Below are 23259 nucleotides of genomic sequence, written 5' to 3' on the forward strand. Positions count from 1 at the left end.
GAATCGCACGTCAACTCGCGGCGGCGTCACGTCTGCACGCGGACCTCGGGTCGGCACGCGCGAGAGGCCGACCGTCAACACCGGTCGGCGAGGTGCACCGCCTCAGGCGGAACGGGGGCGCTTGATCAGGGCTTCACCCATGCCGCAACGCTACCCGGTCGGCTCGGTCCGGGATCGGGGACGTCCGCCGTCCACGCCGGCCAGGCTCCACAGCGCCGCGATGTAGTTCCGCCAGGTCGCCTCCCCGTCGGCGGGGCGGACACCCGCGCGGAGCGCCGCCAGCCGTCCGGGCTCGTAGAGCGAGCGCAGCACCCGGGCCAGGTCGAGCACATCGCCCGGGGAGCAGAGCAGGCCGTCCACGCCGTCGCGGACGGTCTCGGGGAAGTTCCCCACGCGTGTGGCCACCACCGGCAGCCCGTGCCAGTGGGCGAGCGCCACGAGTTGTGACGCGGTCGCTGTGCGGTACGGGAGCACGAGCGCGTCGAACCCGGCGAACAGCTCGGGGATCCGCCCGGCCGGCAGGTAGTCGGGACTCGTGTGGACCCGGTCGCCGAGCCCCAGGTCGTCGACGAGCGCGTCCAGTCGCGCACGGTCCTCGTAGAACTCGCCGACGATCCGCAGCTCGACGTCCGGGACGAGTGTCAGCGCCCTGAGCAGGACATCCACACCCTTGTACGGCCGCACCTTGCCGAAGAACAGCAGCCTGCGCCGCGGCGGGCCGTCCGGTCCCACCGGCGACCGGCCCGTCGCCGGGAGGTGCGGGGGCAGCGCGGCGACCGCGGCAGGCCGATCGGTGAGCCGCCGGAGCGCGTCCCGCTCGGCCTCGGTGTGCACGAGGATCGCGTCGGCGGACCGCATGAGCAACGACATGAGCAGCCGGTCACCCGGCCGGGGCTCGTGGGGCACCGCGTTGGCGCAGATCACGACGACCCGGGCGGCGCGGCGCGCCGCGCGGGCGATCGTGGCCAGCGCGGGAGCCTGGAACGGGACGTAGTAGAGCAGCACGACGACGTCCGACGCCGCCGCGGCCCGCCGGCCCGTGCGTGCCCACTGGAGCGGGTTGCGCCAGGACAGCGGCTCCCGGACGGTCGGGAAGACATCGGCTTCTGGCGTCGCGAGCGGGTGCAGCTCCGCCGGGAGGAGCCGGGCCGGACCTTGGCGGGTCCAGGTCCGCACATGCACCGTGTGGCCGGACGCGGCGAGGCGGTGCGCCAGCTCGTTGGTGAGGAGTGGGATGCCGCCCCGCCACGGGAAGGCCGGCCCGATCAGCGTGACGCGCACTGGCTGTGACAGGGAATCGCGGGGCTCCTCGACGTCGGACGACACGCCGGGGCCCAGGATAGCTGCTGGTCAGCGCGCGCCCGGACGCACTTTCTTGACTGATTCCAGAAAACGGGCCAGACTCGCCGCGTGCCGACGACCGCCGACTTCGAGCGCATGCTGCGCGGGGCCGCCCTGCGGGTGACCCGTCCCCGGGTCGCGGTGCTGTCCGCGGTCCACCACCATCCCCACGCCGACACGAGCGCGATCATCGCAGCCGTGCGCGAGGACCTCGGCGAGGTGTCCCACCAGGCCGTCTACGACGTCCTGAGGGCGCTGACAGCGGCGGATCTGGTGCGCTGCATCGAGCCGCCGGGCTCGGTGGCGCGCTACGAGGCGCGGGTCGGCGACAACCATCACCACATCGTGTGCCGATCGTGCGGCGCCATCGCGGATGTCGACTGTGCCGTCGGGCCCGCCCCGTGCCTGACCCCGTCGGACGACCACGGCTTCGTGATCGACGAGGCCGAGGTCGTCTACCGCGGCCTGTGCCCCACCTGCTCCACCACCACCACCACCGATTCCCGGAAGGATGCCCGTGTCTGACAGCCATGACGCTGTGATCAGCGAGGTGAACGAGGAGAGCGCAGGCGGATGCCCCGTCTCCGCCGGCCGCCGCAACCACCCGACCGAGGGCGCGGGGAACCGCGACTGGTGGCCGAACCAGCTCAACCTCAAGATCCTTCGGAAGCACTCGCCCGTGGCCAACCCCATGGACGAGGACTTCGACTACGCCGCGGAGTTCAAGACGCTCGACCTCGACGCCCTCACCCGGGACGTCGACGAGGTGCTCACGACCTCGCAGGACTGGTGGCCCGCCGACTTCGGCCACTACGGCCCGCTCATGATCCGCATGGCGTGGCACAGCGCGGGCACGTACCGGATCGACGACGGCCGCGGTGGGGCCGGCGCAGGCATGCAGCGCTTCGCGCCGCTCAACAGCTGGCCGGACAACGTCAACCTCGACAAGGCGCGCCGCCTGCTGTGGCCGGTGAAGAAGAAGTACGGCCGCAAGATCTCCTGGGCCGACCTGATGATCTTCACGGGCAACCGGGCCCTCGAGACCATGGGCTTCAAGACCTTCGGTTTCGCCGGCGGCCGCGCGGACGTCTGGGAGCCCGACGAGGACGTCTACTGGGGTCCCGAGCGCACCTGGCTCGGCGACGAGCGCTACAGCGGTGACCGGGAGCTCGAGGGCCCCCTCGCCGCGGTCCAGATGGGCCTCATCTACGTCAATCCGGAGGGCCCCAACGGCAACCCGGACCCGCTCGCCGCGGCCCGCGACATCCGCGAGACGTTCCGCCGGATGGCGATGAACGACGAGGAGACCGTCGCTCTGATCGCAGGCGGCCACACGTTCGGCAAGACCCACGGTGCGGCCGACCCCGAGCCCCACGTCGGTCCGGAGCCCGAGGCCGCCCCGATCGAGGAGCAGGGCCTCGGCTGGAAGAGCACGTTCGGCAGCGGCAAGGGCCGCGACGCGATCGGCAGCGGCCTCGAGGTCACGTGGACCCCCACGCCGACCAAGTGGAGCAACTGGTTCTTCCACAACCTGTTCCAGTACGAGTGGGAGCTGACCAAGAGCCCGGCTGGCGCGCACCAGTGGCGGCCGAAGAACGGCGCCGCCTCGAACACCGTCCCCGACCCGGAGACCGGTGATCTCAACCGCGCGCCGAGCATGCTCACGACCGACCTCGCACTGCGGTTCGACCCGATCTACGAGCAGATCTCGCGGCGGTTCTACGAGAACCCCGAGGAGTTCGCCGACGCGTTCGCCCGCGCCTGGTTCAAGCTGACCCACCGCGACATGGGCCCGATCCAGCGCTACCTCGGGCCGCTGGTCCCGCAGGAGACGCTGATCTGGCAGGACCCGCTCCCCGCCGTCGACCACGAGCTCGTCGACGCCGCCGACGTCGCCGCGCTCAAGCAGCAGATCCTCGCCTCCGGGCTGTCGGTGTCCCAGCTGGTCTCCACCGCATGGGCCTCGGCCTCCACGTTCCGCAGCAGCGACAAGCGCGGCGGGGCCAACGGGGCCCGCATCCGCCTGCAGCCGCAGCGCGGCTGGGAGGTCAACGACCCCGACACGCTCACCCACGTGCTGAACACCCTGGAAGGCATCCAGGAGTCCTTCAACAGCTCCCAGAGCGGCGCCAAGAAGGTCTCCCTCGCCGACCTGATCGTGCTCGGCGGCGTCGCAGGCGTGGAGCAGGCCGCCCGCAACGCCGGTCACGAGGTGCAGGTGCCGTTCACCCCGGGCCGCACCGACGCCACCCAGGACCAGACCGACGTGGAGTCCTTCGCTCCGCTCGAGCCGAAGGCCGACGGGTTCCGCAACTACCGCGGCAAGGGCAACCGGCTGCCCTCGGAGTACCTGCTGCTCGACCGGGCGAACCTGCTCGGCCTCAGCGCCCCCGAGATGACCGTGCTGGTCGGTGGCCTGCGGGTGCTGGGCGCGAACCACCAGCAGTCCCCGCTGGGCGTGTTCACCTCCCGGCCGGAGGCCCTGACCAACGACTTCTTCGTGAACCTGCTCGACATGGGCACCACGTGGAAGCCTGCCTCCGAGGACGCGGAGCTCTTCGAGGGCCGCGACGACACGGGCGAGGTCAAGTGGACCGGTAGCCGCGTCGACCTCGTGTTCGGCTCGAACTCCGAGCTGCGCGCCCTCGCCGAGGTCTACGCCAGCGACGACGCGCAGGAGAAGTTCGTGCGCGACTTCGCGGCCGCGTGGAACAAGGTCATGATGCTGGACCGCTACGACCTGGTCTGATCCTCGGTCGGAGCGACGGAACGGCCCTCAGGACGTCGTCCTGAGGGCCGTTCCACGTGCGCGCCAGGTGTGGTCCACGCCACCGCATGTGCGGTCGCCTCCAGGATCTCGATCAGCGCGGTGGTCGCGGGCGGGTCGGGTGGCTCGCCGTACGTGGCGGCGAAGATCTGCCGGGCGTTGCCCGCGATCTCGGTGGCGTGGATCCCCGGCGCGCGGTGCGCTTCGAGCGCGAGCCCGGGCAGGGTGCCGACACCCATGCCGGCCGCCACGAGCGACTGGGTCACGACCATGTCGTCACTGGAGTACGCGATCCGCGGGGTGAAGCCGGCGCGTTCGCAGGCAGTGATCATCGCCGCGCGACAGCGCTCGCACCCGCCGACCCAGGCGGAGGCGCGGTGGTCATCCAGGCGCTGGTCCGGCTCCCGGCTGATCAGGTGGAGCGGGTCGTCCAGCAGATGGGTCAGCCGGAACCCCTCCTCCTCGTCCGGGGCGTCGGCGTGCCGGAAGACCAGCGCGACGTCGACGTGCCCGGCGCGCAGCATCCGCAGCCCCTCGACCGGGTGTACGTCGACGAGGTTCAGCTCGATACCCGGGTACGACGCGGACAGCTCGGCCGCCGCCTTGGGGACGATCGTGCTGAGGACCGTCTGGAAACCGGCGACTCGGACCCGTCCGGCCCGGAGCCCGACGCGGGTGGCCAGCTCGACGGCGGCCGCGTCCACGCGGCCGACGATCTCGCTGGCTCGCAGGGCGAGGAGCTCGCCCTCCGGGGTGAGCCGGATGCCGCGGCCAACGCGCTGGACGAGCCGCGCCCCGGTCGCAGCCTCCAACCGCCCGAGGTGGTGGCTGACCGAGGGCTGGGAGTAGTGCAGCTCCTTGGCCGCCTCCGTCACCGACCCGTGGCGGGCGACGGCCTCCAGCACCCGGAGGTGCGTCAGGTTCATGGATCAGGATTATCTATGCAAGGCAACCAGAAATGGCAGTGGCGTCATGACTCCGTCACCCCAGCACCGCGGTCCGTGCGACCGCGCGTGCGTAGTCGGCGAAGTCAGAGGCCGGCCGGCCCAGCGCGCGCTGCACGCCGTCGGCCAGGTGGGCGTTGCGGCCGTCGAGGATCTCCTGGAGCACCGCGACCGTCCCGGCGACGGCCTCGGCCGGCGCCCCGGCCTGGATGAGCACGTCCGCGAACTCGTCGAAGGAGATCGGCCGGTAGCGCAGCGGCCGACCGACGGCGGCCGACAGCTCCGCGGCGGCGTCAGCGAAGGTCAGCAACCGCGGACCGCTCACCTCGTAGACCTGGCCGATGTGGCGGTCCTCGAGCAGCGCCGCCACCGCCACCTCGGCGACGTCGTCGGCGTCGATGAACGGTTCGGCCACCCGGCCGGCCGGGAACGCGAGCTCACCACTACGGACCAGGTCGGTCAGGAAGCCTTCGGTGAAGTTCTGGGCGAACCAGCTGCACCGCACGATCGTCCAGTCCGCCCCGGACTCATGCAGCGCTCGTTCCGCCGCCAGCGCGTTGTGCGAGCCTCGCCCGCTGAGCAGGACCAGCCGACCAGCACCGCGCTCGACCGCCTGCCGGGCGAAGGACCCGATGTGCTCGGGGGCGCTCGGGTCACCGATGTCGGGGTGGTAGCTCAGGAACGCCGCGGCGACCCCGTCCAGGGCCGGCGCCCAGCTGGAGTCGTCCTGCCAGTCGAACCGCGGTCGGCTCGACCGCGCCGCGATCCGCACCGGCACGCCCCGGTCCGACAGCCGTGCGGCGACCCGGCTCCCGCTCTGTCCGGTACCGCCGACGACCAAGGTCACCGGTCCGCTGGTGGTCGGTCCACCGCCTGCTGGGGGGTACGAGTTCGTCATGGATGAAGTCAATCCGGCGAGGATGCGCCGGGCCATGGCCGAGCAGGCCATATTCCATGTCTGTCCGTCTACCGTGGGCGGATGGACGCGCTGGCGAACCTGCTCGACGGACCCCGTGGCCGGGCCCCCGTGCTGGTTCGGATGACCATGCGGCCGCCATGGTCGGTGCGTGTCCAGGACCAAGCGCTGGTGGGGATGATCGCGATGCTGCGCGGCTCGGCCTGGGTGGTGCCCCAGGCCGGCGCCCCGGTGCGGCTCGACAACGGCGTGGTCGCGGTCCTCAAGGGTCCCGACGCGTTCACCTTCGCCGACAGCCCCGCCACCGTCCCACAGGTCGTGATCAATCCCGGGTGGCGACCCAGCACGACCCATGGCGACGATCTCGGATCGACGATGGATCTCGGCGTGCGCGCCTGGGGCAACGACCCCGAAGGATCCACGGTGGCGCTCCTGGGCTGCTACCACGTCAGCGGTGAGATCAGCCAGCGGCTGCTCGATGCGTTGCCGGAGATCCTGGTGCTGACCCCATCGATGTGGGATCCGCCACTGCTGCAACTGCTCGACACCGAGATCGCCAAGGACGAGCCCGGCCAACAGGCCGTCCTGGACCGGCTGTTCGACCTGCTGCTGATCGCCGCGCTGCGAGCCTGGTTCGCCCGACCCGACGGGCACGCCCCCGCGTGGTACCGCGCCCATCGGGACCCGGTCATCGGCCGAGCGCTGCGCATGCTGCACAGCGAGCCGTCCCATCCCTGGACGGTGGCAACCATGGCCCGCGCCGCCGGCGTCTCCCGCGGCCTGTTCGCCCGTCGGTTCACCGAACTCGTCGGCGAGCCACCGATGACCTACCTCACCGGCTGGCGCCTCGCCCTGGCCGCCGACCTCCTCTGCGAGCCCGGAACCACCGTCGAGGCCGTCGCCCTCCGCGTCGGCTACAGCAACGGCTTCGCCCTCAGCACCGCGTTCAAACGGGTACGCGGCATCAGCCCGGCCCAACACCGGGGACGGACGGTCCCGCGATAGTTGCCGCCATGGCCGACCACAGCTGGGACTCCTGCTACCTCTACCGACGGCATTCGCCGAGGCAGCTGCGTGATTGGGTGACCCGGTTGCGGTGGTTCCGGTTCTGCAGCGCGTTCGGCGCGCACAACAACGACGGCGACGATCTCCGGCTCGCGCTGCGGGCCGAGACCGAGCACGAGCTGGCCGCCGTTCTCGCGGCGCTCGGGATCACCGAGCTCGGACACGTCCGCATCGCGGGCGAGAACGCCTACGTCTGGTCCCGTCTCGGCCGCCTGGAGCTCCGGCTGTCCGACCCCGACCAGCCGTACGAGGTGACCGCCCGGACGGTCGAATCCGCTATCAGGATCGAGGCCGCGCTCGGCACGCTCACATCCTCCGTGATCGACCCGCCCCTTGACGACCCGCACTGCGTCTGCCCGAAGTACCACCCGCACCTCTGGTCACGGTGAGCCATGGCCGGTGCTTGGGAACTCCACGCCGGCGCGCTCGCCGCCGCGGCCGATGGCGTCGGACGCCGGCGTCCCGGCGTTCGAACGACCAGTCCACGACCGTTCGTAGCGCGAACGCCTCGCGGCTCCGGGCGGGCCGGTTCTCCCGAATCTCCGCCAGCAGCACTCGATGACCCCCGCAGACCTGGCGGCGGGGGCCACCGAGCGGGGTCAGCGGTGGCGACCTCGTGACCGGTGGCCGTTGATGCTCGGCATCGGTCCTGATGCGTCCGGTGTGCGCGGGCGGGGGAGCTCGGGAGCATCGGGCGGGATGCTGTGCAGGGCCGAGACGCGATTCTCGGTCCTCCAGCGGGACACCATGAAGGAGCGGATGCCCTCGACCAGAGGGGTGACGTCCTGCGGAGGCCGTACGACGAGGCGCAGGAACTGGCTGCTCATGCCCAGCTTGTTGCCGCATTCACGGACCAGGACGCCGTGCTGCGAGATCAGGTGGTCGCGCAGCTCGCCGCCGTCGATGCCGTCGGCGAGCTTCACCAGCAAGAAGTTCGCCTGGGACGAGAACACGCTGAGCTCGGGCAGTCTCGCCAGTTCCACGCCCATGCTGAAGCGGTCATGCGCCAGCATGCGCAGGCTCTCGTCGTACTCGTTGCGGTGTTCCTTCAGCATGAACACGATCGCCTCGGCGAGGGAGTTGAGGTTCCACTTCGGGAGCGTCTTGCGCATCATGCCGGCGAGCCCGGGGTTCGCCACCAGGTACCCGAACCGGATCCCGTGCAGGCCGAAGTTCTTGCCGAGGCTCTTGAGCACGACGACGTTCGGGCGGATCGTCGCCTCCGCCGCGACGGAGGGGTACTGCTCCGCGTCGACGAAATCGATGAACGACTCGTCGATCACCACCAGGTCCAGGTCCGCCAGCTCGTCGAGGAATCGGATGATCTCCCGCTGGGGGAGGTAGCCGCCGTCCGGGTTGTTCGGATTGCACAGCACGGCGACTCGCGATCCGCGGGACCGGATGAACGCGATGTACCGATCGATGTCCAGCTCGAAGGCGTCGCGCTCCTGCAGCGGGAACATGTCGACCCGCTTGCCGGTCTCCATCGGCTGGTCGGTCCACCTGCCGAAGGTCGGGATCGGGATCGCGATGCTCTCGGTCACCCACAGGTGGTCCATCCACGTGATGAGCTCGGTCGATCCGTTGGACATGGCAATCGTGCTCGGGTTGAGCCCGATGACCCGCGCGAGCTGTCCGGTGATCGTGTCTGCGTCGCTCGGATAGAACTTGAGGATGTTCTCCAGGTTTCCGGCCAGCTCCTCGAACATCCCCTTCGTCGGGAAGTACGGGTTGCACGGGATGCAGAAGTCGATCAGTTGTCTGCCGTGCTCGCCCATGCTTCTCGACAGCTCGAAGTACGACGGACTGTGTGCGGTCTGCTGGAACAGCCGCGCATCCACACTGTGTCGCACACGATCACTTCCCCTCGGTCGCGCACGGTTTCAAGGTCACCGGCAGGCACGTGGAAGGGTGGGAAGCGGTTCACGAAATCGCGGGCAGTGGGCCGAGCGGGTGCTGTTGTGCGGTGAGAACCCACACATGGGTACAAGTTGGCGAACCCATTCGGACGAACGGCGTCATCGAGCGGGTGGGATGTCCTGCAGCTCGGCGGACGCGACGGCGACGTCCTGGTCCCCTTCGGCGGTGACCGTCACCGTGGCCGCAGTGGCGGCGGGCAGTGCAACGGTCGCGATCACGGCCGGGGCGGACACGGTGCGGCGTGTGGAGCCGTGCCCGGTGTCCACCGTGACCGCGACGTCGTTCCCGCCCAGATGCACGACGAGCTCGGCAGGCGAGCTGAGCGGGCGGACGACGAACGCGACCCAGCCGCCGGGACGAATGCCCAGCATGGAGGTTGCCTCGCCGCTCTCGGCCAGCGGAGTACCGCCGCTCCACGACATCCGGAACGCGCCGGGTCGGCCGGGTTGCGTGTTGGCCGCCCGGAACTCGATCGACTCCTCGGCCAGAGCGGCCCGCACCAGTGCACCGTCGCTGCGGGCACCCGGTGCCACCCAGTCCCGCGAGTTCGGCCCGGGCAGGCTCACCGATGTTCCGGGCGGCACGACGACCACGGCGGTGCCGGCCCCGCCAGTGCTCCGGGTGTCGTCGAGTGGTCGGTCCGGAACGACCGACGGTGCGTTCTGGGTCGTGGCTCCGTCGGGCTCGGGGAACGTCCCGATGGTCACCACACCGAGCAGCCCGGAGAGCAGCACCGCCGCGATCGCGATCGACTGCTTCCGAGTGGCCCGAATCCTCGTGTGGCCGGCCGTTGAGCCGGGTGGATCGGGCTCACGGTCGGGCTCGTCGTCGAGGGGTTCCCGCTGAGCCGGGACGAAGAGCTCGGCAGGCGGCTGCACGGTGGGCACGATCCTCACTTCGGGTGACACGGTCCTGCTCGACGGTCGGTTCGGTGTCCTTGCCTGAGCGTCGACGTCACGGCCCGCGCCCCGAGCGGCTCGCGCGTCAGATCCGGGTCCCGCACGATCGCGCCGGACCCGGCTGCCGATCTCCCCGACGCCGGCGTCGACCGCAGCCGACAATCCGGCCGGCGCGCGGCGCGCTCCCTCTTGGACCTCGGGCGCGCGGAGCCGATCCCCGGACCCGGCGGCCAGCACGTCGAGCCGCACACCCGCGCGGCGACGTGGCGGTGGCACCGGCCGACGAGACGTACTGAGCTGACCCGCGTACTACCGTTCTTACGACGACCACATGCGAACGGCCCCCGGGAGGATCTCCCGAGGGCCGTTCGACCTGGTAGCGGGGGTAGGATTCGAACCTACGACCTCTGGGTTATGAGCCCAGCGAGCTACCGAGCTGCTCCACCCCGCGTTGCTGTTGTGAGAACTACTGTACACCCGCCCGAAACGCCCCTGCAGCGGGGGGTCGGTTGCGGTCCCGGGCGGGGACCCGGGCGATCCAGCCTCGGCCACAGCGCCCGGCACGCTGACCAAGCCGCCCGCGAGCCCACTGAGTGCTGATGGGCCCGCGCGGCTGCTCGAGCCCACACAGATCGAGCCCACGGGCCCCACGCGGCGTCAAACGGGTCGCTTCCCGGCCCGCCGGACCGGGAAGCGACCCGCCTACTACACGAGGCTCATCCTCCCGGGGCCGGCGCGGGCGCAGCAGTCGGGGCCGGCGTCTGGCCGTTCGCCTGCTGGAACTGCTGCACCGCCTGGTCGAGCCGTTGAAGCGCCTGCCCTTGAGCCGCGAAGTCGCCATTCTGCTGCGCCGCCTTCAGGTCGCTGATGGCCTGCTGGATGGCTGACGCGGCCGCGGCGGTCTGGGGGTTGGCCGCCCCCGGTGGCCCAGCGGGCGCGGCCGGCACAGTGCCCGCCTGAGCCGGCGCTTGCGCTTGCGCCTGCCCCGGAATGTTCGGCACCACCGCGCTGGCGCCCGGCAGCACCTCGTCGAGCGCGCCGGCCAGCGTGGGATCGAAGCCCACCCGGCCGTTGTAGAACACGAGCACCCGAGCGAGCTGCGGATAGCTGACTTCCTGGTTCGCTCTCTCGATGTACACCGGCTCGACGAACAGCAATCCGCCTGCCACCGGCAATGTCAGCAGGTTGCCGTAGTCGACCGTGCTCTGCCCGTTCCTGGACAGCAGCCCGATCTCCTGGCTCACGTCAGGATCGCTGACCAGGGCGCTCTGGACGAGCTGCGGGCCCTGGGTGGTCGTGTTGTCCGGCAATCGGAGCAGGGTCATCTGCCCGTAGGTGTCCGGATCGGAGCTGACCGAGAGGTACGCGGAGAGGAACTCGCGTTGCTGGAACACCAGCGCGCTCGTGAGCTGGAACGACGGCGGTGACCCCGGCTCCGCCGGAGTGCCGGCCAGGATGTAGTACGGCGGCTGGGGCAGCGCGCTCCCGCTGCCGGCGCCCTGCGGCGACGGGTCCGACGGGACGTTCCAGAACGACACGTTGTTGAAGAAGTCGCCCGGCGTGTCGACGTGGTAGCGGGTGAGCAGCTCGCGCTGCACCTTGAACTGGTCCTCCGGGTACCGGAAGTGAGAGCGCAGGCTCGGGCTGATCTCCGAGGCCGGGCGCACCGTGCCGGGGAACGTCTTCATCCACGTCTGCAGGACCGGGTCCTGCTCGTCGAACGCGTACATCGTGACCGTGCCGTCGTAGGCGTCGACCGTGGCCTTCACCGAGTTGCGCAGGTAGCTGACGTCCCGGTCGAGCTCGGGACGCACCCCGCCCTGCCCCGGCTGCAGCGCGTCGGTGGTGGACTCACCGAGCGACGTGCGCTGGGCGTACGGGTAGTTCTCGAGCGTGGTGTAGCCGTCGACGATCCAGGTGATGCGGCCGTCCACCACGGCCGGGTAGGGGTCGCCGTCCATGGTGAGCCACGGCGCGGCGGCCCGGACCCGGTCCGCCGGGTCCCGGACGTACATGATCTTCGAGTTCTCGTTGATCGAGCTGTTGAACAGGATGTTCCGCTCGCCGTAGAACAGGGCGAAGACCAGCCGGTTGACGATGTTGTCCAGGGGGACACCACCGCGCCCGTTGTAGGTGTAGCGCTCGGTGTCGGTGTCGTACTCCACAGGCGGTGCACCGTCCGGGGCGCCGACGATCGAGTACGTGTCGATCAACTCGCCGTAGTACGTACGCGGCTCCTGGACGCGCAGGCTCTCCGGGATGTCCGGGCTGTCCTGGGTGAACACCGGAAGCCCGCCCTGGCCACCGCTGTCCTCGAGCGCAGCGTTGATCTCGTTGGCAGGCGCGGTGACGATCCCGTTGCCGTGCGTGTAGACGAGGTGCTGGTTGATCCACTCGGTCTGGTTGCCGGAGAGGCCGCTCGTGTCGAGCTCGCGCACCGCGACGACGAAGTCCTGGAGCTGCCCGTTGACCTCGTAGCGGTCGATGTCGAGCTGGGGCGGGAACCCGTAGAACGCGCGCAGCTGCTGCCGCTGGGTGAACGTCCGCTCGATCTTCGCCGGGTCGAGCAGCCGGATGTTGGACATCGTGGCCGTCTCCGCGCGGACCTCGGCGGGGGTCGCCGCGGACTGACCGCTGTAGGAGATCTCGTTGATGTTGTTCAGGCCGTACGCGTCACGGGTGGCCGCGATGTTGCGCTCGATCGAGAGCGCCTCGCGCTGCTGGGCGTTCGGTGCCACCGAGAACTGCTGCAGGACCTGCGGCCACGCCGCACCGATCAGCACGCTGGAGAGCACGAGCAGGACGGTGGCGATGGCCGGCAGCTGCAGGTTGCGCCGGAACACCGCCGCGAAGAACGCCGCTGCACAGATGATCGAGATGAACAGCAGGATCAGCTTCGCCGGCATCACCGCGTTGAGGTCGGTGTAGGTGGCGCCGGTGAAGAGCGGGCTGCGGTTGCTGAACAGCAACTCGTAGCGGTCGAGGTAGTAGGCCGCCGCCTTCAGCAGGACGAAGACGCCCGCGAGGATCGCGAGCTGGGCGCGCGCCGCCGCCGACACCTGGCCTGCGCGGCCGGTGAGCCGGATGCCGCCGAAGATGTAGTGGGTGATCAGCGAGACCACGAAGGAGATGGCGACCGCGACGAACATCCAGTCCAGGACGTAGCGCAGGAACGGCAGCTGGAAGGCGTAGAAGCTGATGTCGATGCCGAACTCGGGGTCGGCGATGCCGAACGGCGTGGAGTTGAGGAACTGCTGGACGATCTGCCAGTCGCCCTGCGCGGCGAGGCCCGCGATGACGCCGATGACGACCGGGATGCCGATCCCGAACAGGCGCAGCCGCTGGATGATCACCGTGCGGTACCGCGCGATCGGGTCCTCGGGGCCGCTGACCGGCACGAACACCGGGCGCGTGCGGTAGGCGATCCACAACGACAGCGCGACGAGCCCGCCGATCAGCAGCGCACCCACCAGGAACTGCACGATCTGCGTGAACAGCACCGTGGCGAAGACGCCCCGGTACCCCACCTCGCCGAACCACAGCCAGTCGACGTAGAAGTTGATCAATCGGGAACCGCCGAGCAGCAGCAGCACCAGCAGCCCGGCGACGACAAGCAGGATCCGGGTGCGGCGGGTCAGCGTCGGGGCTCCCACCGGGGGCCGCATGGCCACAGGGCACGCTCCAGCAGATCGAGGTTCGGCCGCGAGGCGCCCGTGCCGGCCGGGGCGGCGGAGACCTGCTCGGATCCCCTCCAGCCGGCCGGATCGCGCGCCTGCTCACCCAACTCTACGGACCGGGTGTGGAGTTCCCGTGGGGGCCTCGTATGTCCGAGATTCCCGGTTCCGCGGACGGGCGATCAGCAGCCGGTGACCGGCGCCCCCGACTTCAGCGACTCGAGGGAGGTGACGGCGTCGTGCAGCGTGCCGATGCGGACGAGCTGCAGGTCACCGGGGTTGGTGGCGACGGCCTCGGCGCAGTTCGCCGCCGGGACGAGGAACACCGTGGCGCCCTCGTCGTACGCCTTGCGCATCTTGAACGGGATGCCGTTGATCGGCGTGACGTTCCCCGTCGGCTCGATCGCCCCCGTTCCGGCGACGAACCGGCCGCCCGCGAGGTCACCGGGGGTGAGTTTGTCGACGACCGCGAGCGCGAACATCAGACCCGCAGACGGCCCGCCCACGCCGCCGAGGCTGATGCGGATCTCGCCGTCGCGCAGCTTGGCGCCCAGGATCACGCCGAGCAGGCCCTGGTCGCGGTCGGGCCGGGCGGCCAGGGGGATCTGGGTGTCGCGCACCTCGCCCGCGCGGCGGTACTGGACCGCGACCACGTCACCGGGGCGGGTCGGCCCCAGGACGTCGGAGACCTCGCGCACCGAGTCCATGGGCTGGCCGGCGACGGCGAGCAGCTCGTCGCCGGGCTGCAGGATGGCTGCCGCCGGGGTGTCCGGCACCAGGCTGGTGACGAGGACGGTCACGGGCAGCTGCAGCTCGCCGAGCGCGGCCGCCTCGGCGTTGGCCTCCGACGAGGTGAACTGGGCGGTGTTCTGCTGCTGGATCTCGTCCAGCGACATGCTGGACGGGTAGATCGGCTCGCGCGGCACGACCTGGTTGTCCGGCGACGCCCACAGCTCGAGCGCGGAGAACATCGTCAGCCGGTCGGTCACCGACACGGTGGTCATGTTCAGGTGCCCGGTGGTCGGGTAGACCGGCAGGCCGTCGACCTCGATGACCGTGGCGCCGTCGACCGTACCGAGGGTGTCGTACGTCGGCCCGGGTCCGAGCGCCACCAGCGGCACGGGGAGCGTGGCGCCGAGCACCCCGAGCGCCAGCGCGAGCATGCTCGCGGAGACGACGGTCCATGTCCGGCGGGTCACGACCCGAGAGCCTAAGCCGCGGGCGCGTGGGATCCTCGTGCGGTGTGGCGCTCACGCCGAGCGCGAACACCGCTCGCCCGCCGACGCGGAGCGTCGGCAATCGACACTGAGCAGCCCGTACCCGCGTACCGTGGACACCATGAGTGACATCCCGTTCGGCTTCGGATCGGCCGACCGCGATCCCGACGACGAGCGCCGGCGGCGCGACCTGGAGGGCCGCGGCGAAGGGGCGAACGACCCGCTCGGGTTCAGCGGCTTCCCCGGCATGCCCGGGATGCCCGGTGGGGCGCAGGGCTTCGACGTCAGCCAGCTCGGTCAGATGCTCACCCAGCTCGGTCAGATGCTCAGCCAGGCGCAGTCCAGCGGCGGTGGTCCGGTCAACTACGACCTCGCCGCGCAGCTCGCGCGCCAGCGGCTGGCGGCCACCACCTCCTCGCTCACCGGCGCCCAGCGCGCGGCCGTCAGCGACGCCGTCAAGCTGGCCGAGCTGTGGCTCGACCCCGCCACCGAGTTCCCGGCCGGGGCCACCGAGACGAAGGCGTGGTCGGCAAGCGAGTGGGTCGACGCCAGCCTCCCCACCTGGAAGCGGCTGTGCGACCCGGTGGCACAGCGCGTGTCGAGCGCGTGGGTCGAGGCCATGCCGGAGGAGGTCCGAGCCGCCGCCGGACCGATGATCGCGATGCTCGGGCAGATGGGCGGCCTCGCGTTCGGCAGCCAGCTCGGCAACGGGCTCGCGCAGCTCGCCGCCGAGGTCGTCTCGTCCACCGACATCGGGGTGCCGGTCGGGCCCGACCGCGTCGTCGCGCTGCTGCCGGAGAACATCGAGAAGTTCACGAAGGACCTCGATCGCCCCTCCAGCGAGGTCATGATCTTCCTGGCCGCGCGGGAGGCCGCCCACCAGCGCCTGTTCGCCCACGTCCCGTGGCTGAAGGAGCGCCTCCTCGGCACGGTCGAGCAGTACGCGCGCGGCATCCGCGTCGACTCGTCCCGGATCGAGGAGCTGGCACGCGGCATCGACCCGTCCAACCCGGCGGCGATCGAGGAGGCCATGCGGTCGGGCATGTTCGAGCCCGAGACCACCCCGGAGCAGAAGGCCGCACTGGCCCGGCTCGAGACGCTGCTCGCGCTGATCGAGGGCTGGGTGGACGCCGTCGTCGCCGAGGCGGTCGGCGAGCGGCTGCCGGGAGCAGAAGCGCTGCGCGAGGCACTGCGCCGCCGCCGCGGCGCCGGTGGCCCCGCCGAGCAGGCGTTCGCCACCGTCGTGGGGCTCGAGCTGCGCCCCCGCCGGCTGCGGGCCGCCGCCGAGCTCTGGCGGCTGCTCGGCGAGCAGCGCGGCACCGCTGGTCGCGACGCGCTCTGGGCCCACCCCGACCTCATCCCGACGGCAGATGACCTCGACGACCCGGCCGCGTTCGTCGGGCGCACCGAGATGGGCGACCCGATCGCCGAGCTGGAGAAGCTGGCGGGCCAGAAGGCGCCGCAGGAGGACAGCCCCGGCAGCAAGCCCGACGGCGACACGGGGGGCGACGCGGACGGCGAGTCGGACGGCCCGGAGAAGACCGGCTGACAGCGCCCGCCCGTCTACCCCGTGGCGGAAGCGGGCTCCTCGGGCTCGGCGGTGTCGGGCTCTTCGCCGTCGATGCCCATGAGCCCGAGGCCTGCGGCCGCGGACAGCCCCTCCAGGTATCCCATCGCGCGCTCCGTGCGCGGGTAGCGGTTGACCCAGGCCCAGAAGCGGGCGTCGTGGCCGGGTTCGAGGAGGTGCGTGAGCTCGTGCACCAGCACGTAGTCGACCACCCAGCCAGGCGCGTCGCGCAGCCGCTCGCTGATGCGGATGGTGCCGTCGGCCGGAGTGCAGGACGCCCAGCGCGTGCGCATCGGGGGCACCCACCGGACGCTGGTGGGCCGGGCCCTGCCCTCGAGGAAACGCCGTGACAGCTCCACCGACCGCCGCCGCAGCGCGTCGTCGCCCTTGCGGCCGGGTGACCGGCGGCGGGCCTCGCTGCGTTCCAACCTGCGCACCATTTCGTCCACCCAACGCCGCTCCTCGGCGTCGCTCATCCAACCTGGGATGAAGACGATGACGGTGTCGCCTTCGCGCCGGGCACTGACCATGCGCCGGCGGCGGTCACTGCGCCGGACCTCCACGACCGCGGGCTGCGCCATCAGGCCAGCCTAGTGCCACCTCGACCCGGACCCCGGCCGACGGGAGAGGCGGCACACCGAGTTGTCCACAGGCCTGTGGACAACTCGGGGCAGGCGACAGCCGGGTGCGCGCACCATCGAGCCATGACCCGGTCGGCACACCCATTGCCCCGATCCCTCCAGCTGGCGCGGCACCGATCCGTGCTGAAACTGGGGGCCGGATCCCGGATGCTCGGCCTCGACCCGGCCGCCGCGATGGCCGTCGAGGACCTCCCGCCGCCGCTCGCCGAGATGCTCGACGAGCTCACCGGGGCGGTGCCCACGGCCCAGCTCGTCGATCGGGCGGCGGGACGCGGTGCCGATCGGGGCGAGGCGGAGCTGCTGCTCGCCGAGCTCGTCGCGAGCGGCGTGGTCGTCGATGCCGCCGACGTGCAGCGGCAGGAGCGCCGCCGCGCGGTGAGCACGGTGGTGGTGCACGGCTGTGGACCGCTCGCAGTCGGCGTGGTGCTGGGACTCGCCACGGCAGGCGTCGGCACGGTGCACGTCGTCGCATCGGGCACTGTGCTCGAGGCCGACCTGGGCACCGGGCTCGTCGACGCCGACCGCGGCCGGGACCGCGGCTCCGCGACCGCGGCCGCGCTGGCCCGCTTGCATCCCCAGGCCAGCACCGGTCCGCCGCGCCAGCGCACCGTGCCCGACCTCGTCGTGCTCGCCGATGCGGGCACACCCGATCCGGTGCATGTCGCCGGGTTGCACGCGACGGGCACCTCCCACCTGGTGGTCCGCGTGCGGGACGGCGTCGGTGTCGTCGGGCCGCTCGTGCTCCCCGGGCGCACCACCTGCCTCGGCTGCATGGAGATCGAACGCTGCGCCCGCGAGCCTGCGTGGACCGCGGCGGCGGCCCAGCTCGTCGGTGTCCCGGGCCGCGCGGCCCCGGCCTGCGTCGCGGCGACGGCCGGCCTGGCCACGGCGCAGGCCCTCGTCGCGCTCGACGGTCCGGACAGCGCGAGCGGACCGCCCGTCCTGGACGCCACGCTCGAGCTCGACGTCGACGCGGGCACGATCGTCCGGCGCACCTGGGCGCCGCATCCCGACTGCCGCTGCGGGGCGTGACGCGACTCACCCGGGCGTGAGCTGGTGATATGCGCGGACGGTCGTGCTCGGGAGACAATCAAGGAGTGGACGGATTCCCGCGCCCGGTCAGCACGCAGGCCGAGGTGACGACGTGACCGATATCCCCCGTCGCACGGCAGCTCGCACCGCCAAGCTCGCGAGCCTCCCGCTCGGCGTGGCCGGTCGCGCAGCAGCCGGATGGGGCAGGCGGCTGGTGGGCGGCGACGGCGAGGAGATCTCCGCCCAGCTCATGGCCAAGAGCGCCGAGCAGCTGTTCGCCGTCCTCGGCGAGCTCAAGGGCGGCGCGATGAAGTTCGGCCAGGCCCTCAGCGTGTTCGAGGCCGCGATCCCCGACGAGTTCGCGGCACCGTTCCGCGAGTCGCTCGTGAAGCTGCAGTCCGCTGCGCCACCGATGTCCAGCGCGGACGTGCACCGGATGCTCGCCGAGCAGTTCGGCCGCGGCTGGCGTGAGCGCTTCCGGGAGTTCGACGAGACACCCGCCGCTGCGGCGAGCATCGGCCAGGTCCATCGCGCGATCTGGCGCGACGGGCGGGAGGTCGCGGTCAAGGTGCAGTACCCCGGCGCCGAGGAGGCGCTGCGGTCGGACCTGCGGCAGCTGTCCCGGATGAGCCGGATCATCCAGCCGCTCGTGCCCGGCCTGGAGATCAAGCCGCTGATCGCCGAGCTGCGCGAGCGCATGGAGGAGGAGCTCGACTACCGCGACGAGGCGGCCAGCCAGCGCGTCTTCGCCGCCGCCTACGAGGGCGACCACATGGTCAAGGTGCCGCGCGTGGTGGCGTCCGCCCCACGGGCGATGGTCAGCGAGTGGGTCACGGGCCGGAGGCTGTCGGACGTCATCCGCAGTGGCACGCAGGCCGATCGTGACCGGGCCGCTGCCCTGCTCGCGGAGTTCCACTACTCGGCCCCCGCGCGGGTCGGGCTGTTGCACGCCGACCCGCATCCCGGCAACTTCCAGGTGCTCGACGACGGCCGGCTCATGGTGCTCGACTACGGCGCGGTCGCCCGGCTCCCCGACGGTCTGCCCCGACCATTGTCGATCATGGTGCGGCTCGCCCTCGAGAACAGGCCCGGAGACCTGCTGCAGCTCCTGCGCGACCACGGCTTCGTGCGGGAGGGATCACCGCTCGTGGCGGAGGAGGCGATCGAGTACCTCGCGCCGTTCACCGAACCCCTGCGCACCGATTCCTTCCGCTTCAACCGCAAGTGGCTGCAGCGGCAGGCCGAGCGGGTGGGCGACCTGCGACGTCCCGAGTTCCGCACGGGGCGCGAGCTCAACCTGCCGCCGCAGTACCTGCTGGTGCACCGCGTCACGATGGGCACGCTCGGCGTGCTCTGCCAGCTCGATGCCGACGTCCCCCTGCGCGGCATCGTCCAGCACTGGCAGCCGTGGATCTTCGACGCAGAGGACGAGACGGCGGGCCGCCACGCCTGACGTCCCGGCCGAGCCGAAACCCGGGCCTCACCGTGCCAAACGCCCGACTCGCCGTGCCCAAACGCCCGACTCGCCGTGCTCGAAGGCAAGACTCGCTCTCCGTGGGGCGAGTCCGACATCTCGACACGGCGAGTCCGACGTCCTGACACGGCGAGTCCGACATCTCGACACGGCGAGTCCGACACCTCGACTCGGCGAGTCCGGCATCTCGAATGTGACGGCGCCCCGGGGTGCCACGGCCCGGGGCGCCGTCGGATGGGCGGCGTCGGACGGGCGGCGTCGCGGAGAGACGCCGCCCTGCGGACCGGCCGCGGGAGGACCGGTCCGCGTGGTGGCTACGCCACCCTCACCACCGCACGGGCGCGGGCGCGTGCGGCCTTCCGGGCGGCGTAGCCGGCGAGCGACGCCCACCTGCGGCCGGCAGTGAACTGCCGGACGAGCGCGTGCTGCCGGGCGGCCGCGAGGGCCTCTTGGTGTCGGCATCTCGCCAGTGCTTCATGGAGCAACATCGCGGTTCCTTCGCGGTCGCGCACGACAGGTCGCGTCTCGGCGGCGGTCTGCGGCGTCATGAGTTCGGTCATCGGTATCGGTCTCCTGTTGCTGGTCCTCGAAGGACCTACGGGTGGGGCGGTGCGATCAGGCGGACATGGCCGCGGCGTACGCGCGGTCCCGGGCGAGGTCGGCCTTGCTCGGGCGGCCGCGAGGCCTCTTGCGCGGGATCACCGTGCCGCGCTCGAAGATCTCGCCGCCCCAGACGCCCCACGGCTCGGCGCGCTGCAGCGCGCCTGCGAGGCAGTCGGCCTTGATCGGGCAGGACGCGCAGAGCGCCTTGGCCCGCTCCAGCTCCGCGGGAGCCTCGGCGAACCACAGGTCCGCGTCGCCGGAACGACACGGCAGATCCAGCCCGGCGTGGGGTGCCGCGTCGAGCAGGGTCCCCAGCCCGGTGGCGCAGTCGCCGCCGAGCTGCTCCGGAGTGATCGTTCCGCCGTCCAACGGAACTGATCGGACTAGCACTTCAACCTCCTGCGGTGAGTGGTCGTGCAGGACAAACAAAAAGGCCGCGGATCCCTGGTGGGGTCCGCGGCCTCGGTCTTCTGGCCTGGGGCTCTGAAGGCGTCTATAGATGACGACGCTCCTCTGCGGACACACCTGTGCTGTTATCGGTCCCGAAGCCACCGAGGATGACGCCGGACGGGCGCTGCTTCCACGCGCGCGCGTACGTCGGCACCACGGACTCCACACGCGGCAGGGCGCCGTGGACGGTGGCGACGGGAAGCGTCATCGTGATCATCAGGGCACCCCCTTCACGGGTGAGGTCGTGGCAGATGACGGGCTGGTGAGGTCCGTCGAGCGAAGACGTTAGCGACCTTGACGGAGGCCGCACAACTCATTTACGGGAAGTTTCTCCGATCAACTACCCGACTCGGTCACCAGGGCGAGCACCGCCTCGCCGTACCGGTCGAGCTTCCGGGCACCGATCCCGGGAATCCGGACGAGGGCCGCGTTGTCGGCGGGCCGGTGCTCCGCGATGGCGGTGAGGGTGGCGTCCGTGAAGATCACATAGGCCGGGACCTGCTGTTCCTTGGCCTGGTCTGCCCGCCAGACCCGTAGCCGGTCGAGCAGCTCGACGTCCACATCGGACGGACAGTCGGCGCACCGGCGCAGCTTCATCGCGTCGGCGCCGATCAACGGCGAGCCGCAGACCCGGCAGCGCGGCTTCGGCGCGCCTCGGCCACCACCGCCGTTCGCCACGCGCGAAGCGGGGTGCTCGTCGGGGATGAGCCCGTAGAGGAAACGGCTCCGCCTGCGGCGCCGTGGCCCGCCGGGCTGCCGCGAGAGCGCCCACGACAGGGCGAGCCGCCGCCGCGCGCGGGTGATGCCGACGTAGAGCAGGCGCCGCTCCTCCTCGATCGCCTCGTCGTCGCCCTCGGCGTGCTGGATCGGCAGCGTGCCGTCGACCAGTCCGACGAGGAACACCACGTCCCACTCGAGGCCCTTCGCCGCGTGCAGGGACGCGAGCGTGACGCCCTGCACGGTGGGCGGGTGGGCGGCGTCGGCGCGGGTCTCCAGCTCGACCGCGAACCGGGGCATGTCGGCGTCGGGCTCCACCGCCACCAGTTCCTCGGCCAGCTCGACGATCGCGAGCAGCGACTCCCACTGCGCGCGTTGCTGCGCACCGGCGGGCGGGTCGGCGGTGAGCCCGACGGGGGTGAGCACGGCGCGCACCGCGTCGACCAGCGGCGCGCCGACGTCACCGGCGGCCCGGACGGCCATCATCGCGCGGCGGACCTCCGGCCGGTTGAAGAACCGCTCCCCGCCGCGCACCTGGTACGGCACGCCGACGTCGGTGAGCGCCTGCTCGTACACCTCCGACTGCGCGTTGATCCGGAACAGCACGGCGATCTCGCCGGCCGGGGTGCCGTCGGCGATCAGACGGGCGATCCGCTTCGCGACGGCGGCGGCCTCCGCGGGCTCGTCGTCGTGCTCGCTGAAGTCGGGCTCGGGCCCCGGGGGCAGCTGGCCGACCAGCCGCAGCCTGGTGCCGGCCACGCGTCCACGCGCCGAGCCGATCAACGTGTTCGCCGCCGCCACCACCTGCGGCGTGGACCGGTAGTCGCGCTGCAGCCGCACGACCACGGCCTCGGGGAACCGGCGTGGGAACTCGAGCAGGTAGCGCGGGCTGGCACCGGCGAACGTGTAGATGGTCTGGTTGGCATCGCCCACCACGGTGAGGTCGTCGCGCTCGCCGAGCCACGCGTCGAGCACGCGCTGCTGCAGCGGCGTGACGTCCTGGTACTCGTCCACCACGAAGCAGCGGTAGCGGTCGCGGAACTCCTCCGCGACGCCCGCGTGCTCCTCGAGCGCGGCTGCCGTGTGCAGCAGCAGGTCGTCGAAGTCGAGCATCTCCGCGCGATTCTTGAGTGCCTCGTACCCGGCGTACACGGCGGCGACCTGCTCGGCGGGCCCCGGCGTCTCCCTCCGGAGCTTCGCGACGGCGGCCGGGTACTCGTCCGGCGTGACGAGCGTGGCCTTGGCCCACTCGATCTCCCCGGCGAAGTCCCGCAGCACGGCCGCGTCCGTGCCCGCCTTCACACGCACGGCCGCCTGCCCGACCAGGCGCAGCTTGCCGTCGAGCAGCTGCCACTGCTCACCGCCGACCACGCGCGGCCAGAAGTAGCGCAGCTGGCGCAGCGCCGCCGCGTGGAACGTCCGCGCCTGCACTCCCGACACCCCGAGCGCGCGCAACCGGGTGCGCATCTCCCCCGCCGCTCGCGCCGTGAACGTGACCGCGAGGACCTGGCCCGCCGCCACGTGGCCGGTGGCGACCAGGTGGGCGATCCGCCGGGTGATCGTGCGCGTCTTGCCCGTGCCCGCTCCCGCCAGCACGCACACCGGACCTCGGGGCGCGGTGACCGCCGCGAGCTGCTCGTCGTCCAGGCCGGCTTCGAGGGTGGGCGCAGTCACCGGCCCATCCTGACAGCCGGGGAAGACAGGACCGGCGGGGGTGGTTGAAGGATGCATGTCTCAGGTGACGATGTACTCGACGACGTGGTGCGGCTACTGCCGGCGGCTCAAGCTGCAGCTGGACCAGGCGGGCATCGCGTACGAGGAGATCGACATCGAGCGTGACCCCGAGGCCGCCGCGTACGTGGAGAAGGTGAACGGCGGGAACCAGACGGTCCCGACGGTCCGTTTCGCGGATGGCACGGCCCTGACCAACCCACCCTTCGCGGTGGTGGCGGAGAAGGTCGCCGACCTGGCGGCCTGAGCCTGGCCGTGCACATCTCGCGGCCACCCTGCACACGTTCTGCCGTCTGCACCG

General features: G+C 71.5%; 19 protein-coding genes and 1 tRNA gene. 8 read left to right on the forward strand and 12 right to left on the reverse strand.

From position 1 onward, the window contains the following. Positions 1 to 150: 150 nt before the first annotated feature. Positions 151 to 1326 carry a glycosyltransferase family 4 protein gene (locus FHX44_RS10490; protein WP_212612412.1) on the reverse strand — a complete coding sequence of 392 codons (1176 nt, stop codon included), beginning with the start codon at positions 1324 to 1326 and terminating at the stop codon, positions 151 to 153. An 84-nt stretch (positions 1327 to 1410) separates the two neighbouring features. Here FHX44_RS10490 and FHX44_RS10495 point away from each other — a divergent pair, with 84 nt between their 5' ends. Then, positions 1411 to 1866 (forward strand): Fur family transcriptional regulator, encoded by a 456-nt coding sequence (locus FHX44_RS10495; RefSeq protein ID WP_147255322.1) that lies wholly within the window; start codon positions 1411 to 1413, stop codon positions 1864 to 1866. Continuing rightward, positions 1853 to 4090 (forward strand): catalase/peroxidase HPI, encoded by a 2238-nt coding sequence (gene katG, locus FHX44_RS10500; RefSeq protein ID WP_170308866.1) that lies wholly within the window; start codon positions 1853 to 1855, stop codon positions 4088 to 4090. The genes FHX44_RS10495 and katG overlap by 14 nt, the downstream gene beginning before the upstream one ends. Here the strand turns inward: katG and FHX44_RS10505 are convergent. Both FHX44_RS10505 and FHX44_RS10510 read right to left on the reverse strand, forming a co-directional pair. Further along, complete coding sequence (locus FHX44_RS10505) at positions 4075 to 5034, reverse strand: LysR family transcriptional regulator (protein WP_147255327.1); 960 nt, start codon at positions 5032 to 5034, stop codon at positions 4075 to 4077. The two genes, katG and FHX44_RS10505, sit on opposite strands and share 16 nt — an antisense overlap. 55 nt (positions 5035 to 5089) lie before the next feature. Continuing rightward, positions 5090 to 5950, reverse strand: coding sequence for an NAD(P)H-binding protein (locus FHX44_RS10510; protein WP_147255329.1), 861 nt, complete (start codon positions 5948 to 5950; stop codon positions 5090 to 5092). 81 nt (positions 5951 to 6031) lie between these two features. Here FHX44_RS10510 and FHX44_RS10515 point away from each other — a divergent pair, with 81 nt between their 5' ends. Beyond that, complete coding sequence (locus tag FHX44_RS10515) at positions 6032 to 6973, forward strand: AraC family transcriptional regulator (RefSeq protein ID WP_147255331.1); 942 nt, start codon at positions 6032 to 6034, stop codon at positions 6971 to 6973. An 8-nt stretch (positions 6974 to 6981) separates the two neighbouring features. Beyond that, a complete protein-coding gene (locus FHX44_RS10520; RefSeq protein ID WP_147255334.1) occupies positions 6982 to 7422 on the forward strand; it encodes a hypothetical protein in 441 nt (146 codons plus the stop codon). A 210-nt stretch (positions 7423 to 7632) separates the two neighbouring features. Here FHX44_RS10520 and FHX44_RS10525 read toward each other — a convergent pair whose 3' ends face one another. The 5 genes from FHX44_RS10525 to FHX44_RS10545 all read right to left on the reverse strand — a co-directional run bounded on the left by FHX44_RS10525 (position 7633) and on the right by FHX44_RS10545 (position 14725). Then, the gene (locus tag FHX44_RS10525) at positions 7633 to 8886 is read right to left on the reverse strand and encodes a pyridoxal phosphate-dependent aminotransferase (protein WP_212612413.1); all 1254 of its coding nucleotides are present in this window, start codon (positions 8884 to 8886) and stop codon (positions 7633 to 7635) included. A gap of 165 nt (positions 8887 to 9051) precedes the next feature. Continuing rightward, positions 9052 to 9840 (reverse strand): hypothetical protein, encoded by a 789-nt coding sequence (locus tag FHX44_RS10530; RefSeq protein ID WP_147255335.1) that lies wholly within the window; start codon positions 9838 to 9840, stop codon positions 9052 to 9054. Between the two features lie 386 nt (positions 9841 to 10226). Next, positions 10227 to 10303 (reverse strand) — tRNA-Met (locus tag FHX44_RS10535). A 265-nt stretch (positions 10304 to 10568) separates the two neighbouring features. Continuing rightward, positions 10569 to 13517 carry a UPF0182 family protein gene (locus tag FHX44_RS10540; RefSeq protein WP_170308867.1) on the reverse strand — a complete coding sequence of 983 codons (2949 nt, stop codon included), beginning with the start codon at positions 13515 to 13517 and terminating at the stop codon, positions 10569 to 10571. Positions 13518 to 13708: 191 nt separating this feature from the next. Next, positions 13709 to 14725 carry a YlbL family protein gene (locus FHX44_RS10545; protein WP_212612414.1) on the reverse strand — a complete coding sequence of 339 codons (1017 nt, stop codon included), beginning with the start codon at positions 14723 to 14725 and terminating at the stop codon, positions 13709 to 13711. Between the two features lie 139 nt (positions 14726 to 14864). Between FHX44_RS10545 and FHX44_RS10550 the strand changes: the two genes are divergently transcribed. Further along, a complete protein-coding gene (locus tag FHX44_RS10550) occupies positions 14865 to 16292 on the forward strand; it encodes a zinc-dependent metalloprotease (protein WP_147255339.1) in 1428 nt (475 codons plus the stop codon). Between the two features lie 14 nt (positions 16293 to 16306). Here FHX44_RS10550 and FHX44_RS10555 read toward each other — a convergent pair whose 3' ends face one another. Beyond that, entirely contained in the window at positions 16307 to 16891 is a 585-nt protein-coding gene (locus tag FHX44_RS10555) for a M48 metallopeptidase family protein (RefSeq protein ID WP_147255341.1), read from the reverse strand. Between the two features lie 123 nt (positions 16892 to 17014). Here FHX44_RS10555 and FHX44_RS10560 point away from each other — a divergent pair, with 123 nt between their 5' ends. Continuing rightward, on the forward strand, positions 17015 to 17983 hold the full coding sequence (locus tag FHX44_RS10560; protein ID WP_147255343.1) for a hypothetical protein: 969 nt from the start codon (positions 17015 to 17017) through the stop codon (positions 17981 to 17983). 112 nt (positions 17984 to 18095) lie between these two features. Further along, positions 18096 to 19436: an ABC1 kinase family protein gene (locus FHX44_RS10565; protein ID WP_147255346.1), complete on the forward strand. Its 1341-nt coding sequence runs from the start codon at positions 18096 to 18098 to the stop codon at positions 19434 to 19436. A gap of 335 nt (positions 19437 to 19771) precedes the next feature. Here the strand turns inward: FHX44_RS10565 and FHX44_RS10570 are convergent, their stop codons facing one another. From FHX44_RS10570 to FHX44_RS10580, 3 genes are all read right to left on the reverse strand, one after another. Continuing rightward, complete coding sequence (locus tag FHX44_RS10570; RefSeq protein ID WP_147255348.1) at positions 19772 to 20017, reverse strand: hypothetical protein; 246 nt, start codon at positions 20015 to 20017, stop codon at positions 19772 to 19774. 55 nt (positions 20018 to 20072) lie between these two features. Beyond that, positions 20073 to 20429: a WhiB family transcriptional regulator gene (locus tag FHX44_RS10575; protein ID WP_147255350.1), complete on the reverse strand. Its 357-nt coding sequence runs from the start codon at positions 20427 to 20429 to the stop codon at positions 20073 to 20075. 417 nt (positions 20430 to 20846) lie between these two features. Further along, on the reverse strand, positions 20847 to 22901 hold the full coding sequence (locus FHX44_RS10580; protein WP_246170299.1) for an ATP-dependent DNA helicase UvrD2: 2055 nt from the start codon (positions 22899 to 22901) through the stop codon (positions 20847 to 20849). 55 nt (positions 22902 to 22956) lie between these two features. Here FHX44_RS10580 and FHX44_RS10585 point away from each other — a divergent pair, with 55 nt between their 5' ends. Beyond that, positions 22957 to 23205, forward strand: a complete 249-nt coding sequence (locus tag FHX44_RS10585; RefSeq protein ID WP_147255354.1) for a mycoredoxin — start codon at positions 22957 to 22959, stop codon at positions 23203 to 23205. Positions 23206 to 23259 lie beyond the last annotated feature (54 nt).

It is taken from the genome of Pseudonocardia hierapolitana, from assembly GCF_007994075.1.
Taxonomy (GTDB): domain Bacteria; phylum Actinomycetota; class Actinomycetes; order Mycobacteriales; family Pseudonocardiaceae; genus Pseudonocardia; species Pseudonocardia hierapolitana.

Bases quoted from the DNA above. Each gene is read 5' to 3' on its own strand.
- katG (WP_170308866.1), top strand. From the start codon at position 1,853: ATGCCCGTGTCTGACAGCCATGACGCTGTGATCAGCGAGGTGAACGAG.
- FHX44_RS10505 (WP_147255327.1), bottom strand. From the start codon at position 5,034: ATGAACCTGACGCACCTCCGGGTGCTGGAGGCCGTCGCCCGCCACGGG.
- FHX44_RS10510 (WP_147255329.1), bottom strand. From the start codon at position 5,950: ATGACGAACTCGTACCCCCCAGCAGGCGGTGGACCGACCACCAGCGGA.
- FHX44_RS10515 (WP_147255331.1), top strand. From the start codon at position 6,032: ATGGACGCGCTGGCGAACCTGCTCGACGGACCCCGTGGCCGGGCCCCC.
- FHX44_RS10520 (WP_147255334.1), top strand. From the start codon at position 6,982: ATGGCCGACCACAGCTGGGACTCCTGCTACCTCTACCGACGGCATTCG.
- FHX44_RS10540 (WP_170308867.1), bottom strand. From the start codon at position 13,517: ATGCGGCCCCCGGTGGGAGCCCCGACGCTGACCCGCCGCACCCGGATC.
- FHX44_RS10550 (WP_147255339.1), top strand. From the start codon at position 14,865: ATGAGTGACATCCCGTTCGGCTTCGGATCGGCCGACCGCGATCCCGAC.
- FHX44_RS10555 (WP_147255341.1), bottom strand. From the start codon at position 16,891: ATGGCGCAGCCCGCGGTCGTGGAGGTCCGGCGCAGTGACCGCCGCCGG.
- FHX44_RS10560 (WP_147255343.1), top strand. From the start codon at position 17,015: ATGACCCGGTCGGCACACCCATTGCCCCGATCCCTCCAGCTGGCGCGG.
- FHX44_RS10570 (WP_147255348.1), bottom strand. From the start codon at position 20,017: ATGACCGAACTCATGACGCCGCAGACCGCCGCCGAGACGCGACCTGTC.
- FHX44_RS10585 (WP_147255354.1), top strand. From the start codon at position 22,957: ATGTCTCAGGTGACGATGTACTCGACGACGTGGTGCGGCTACTGCCGG.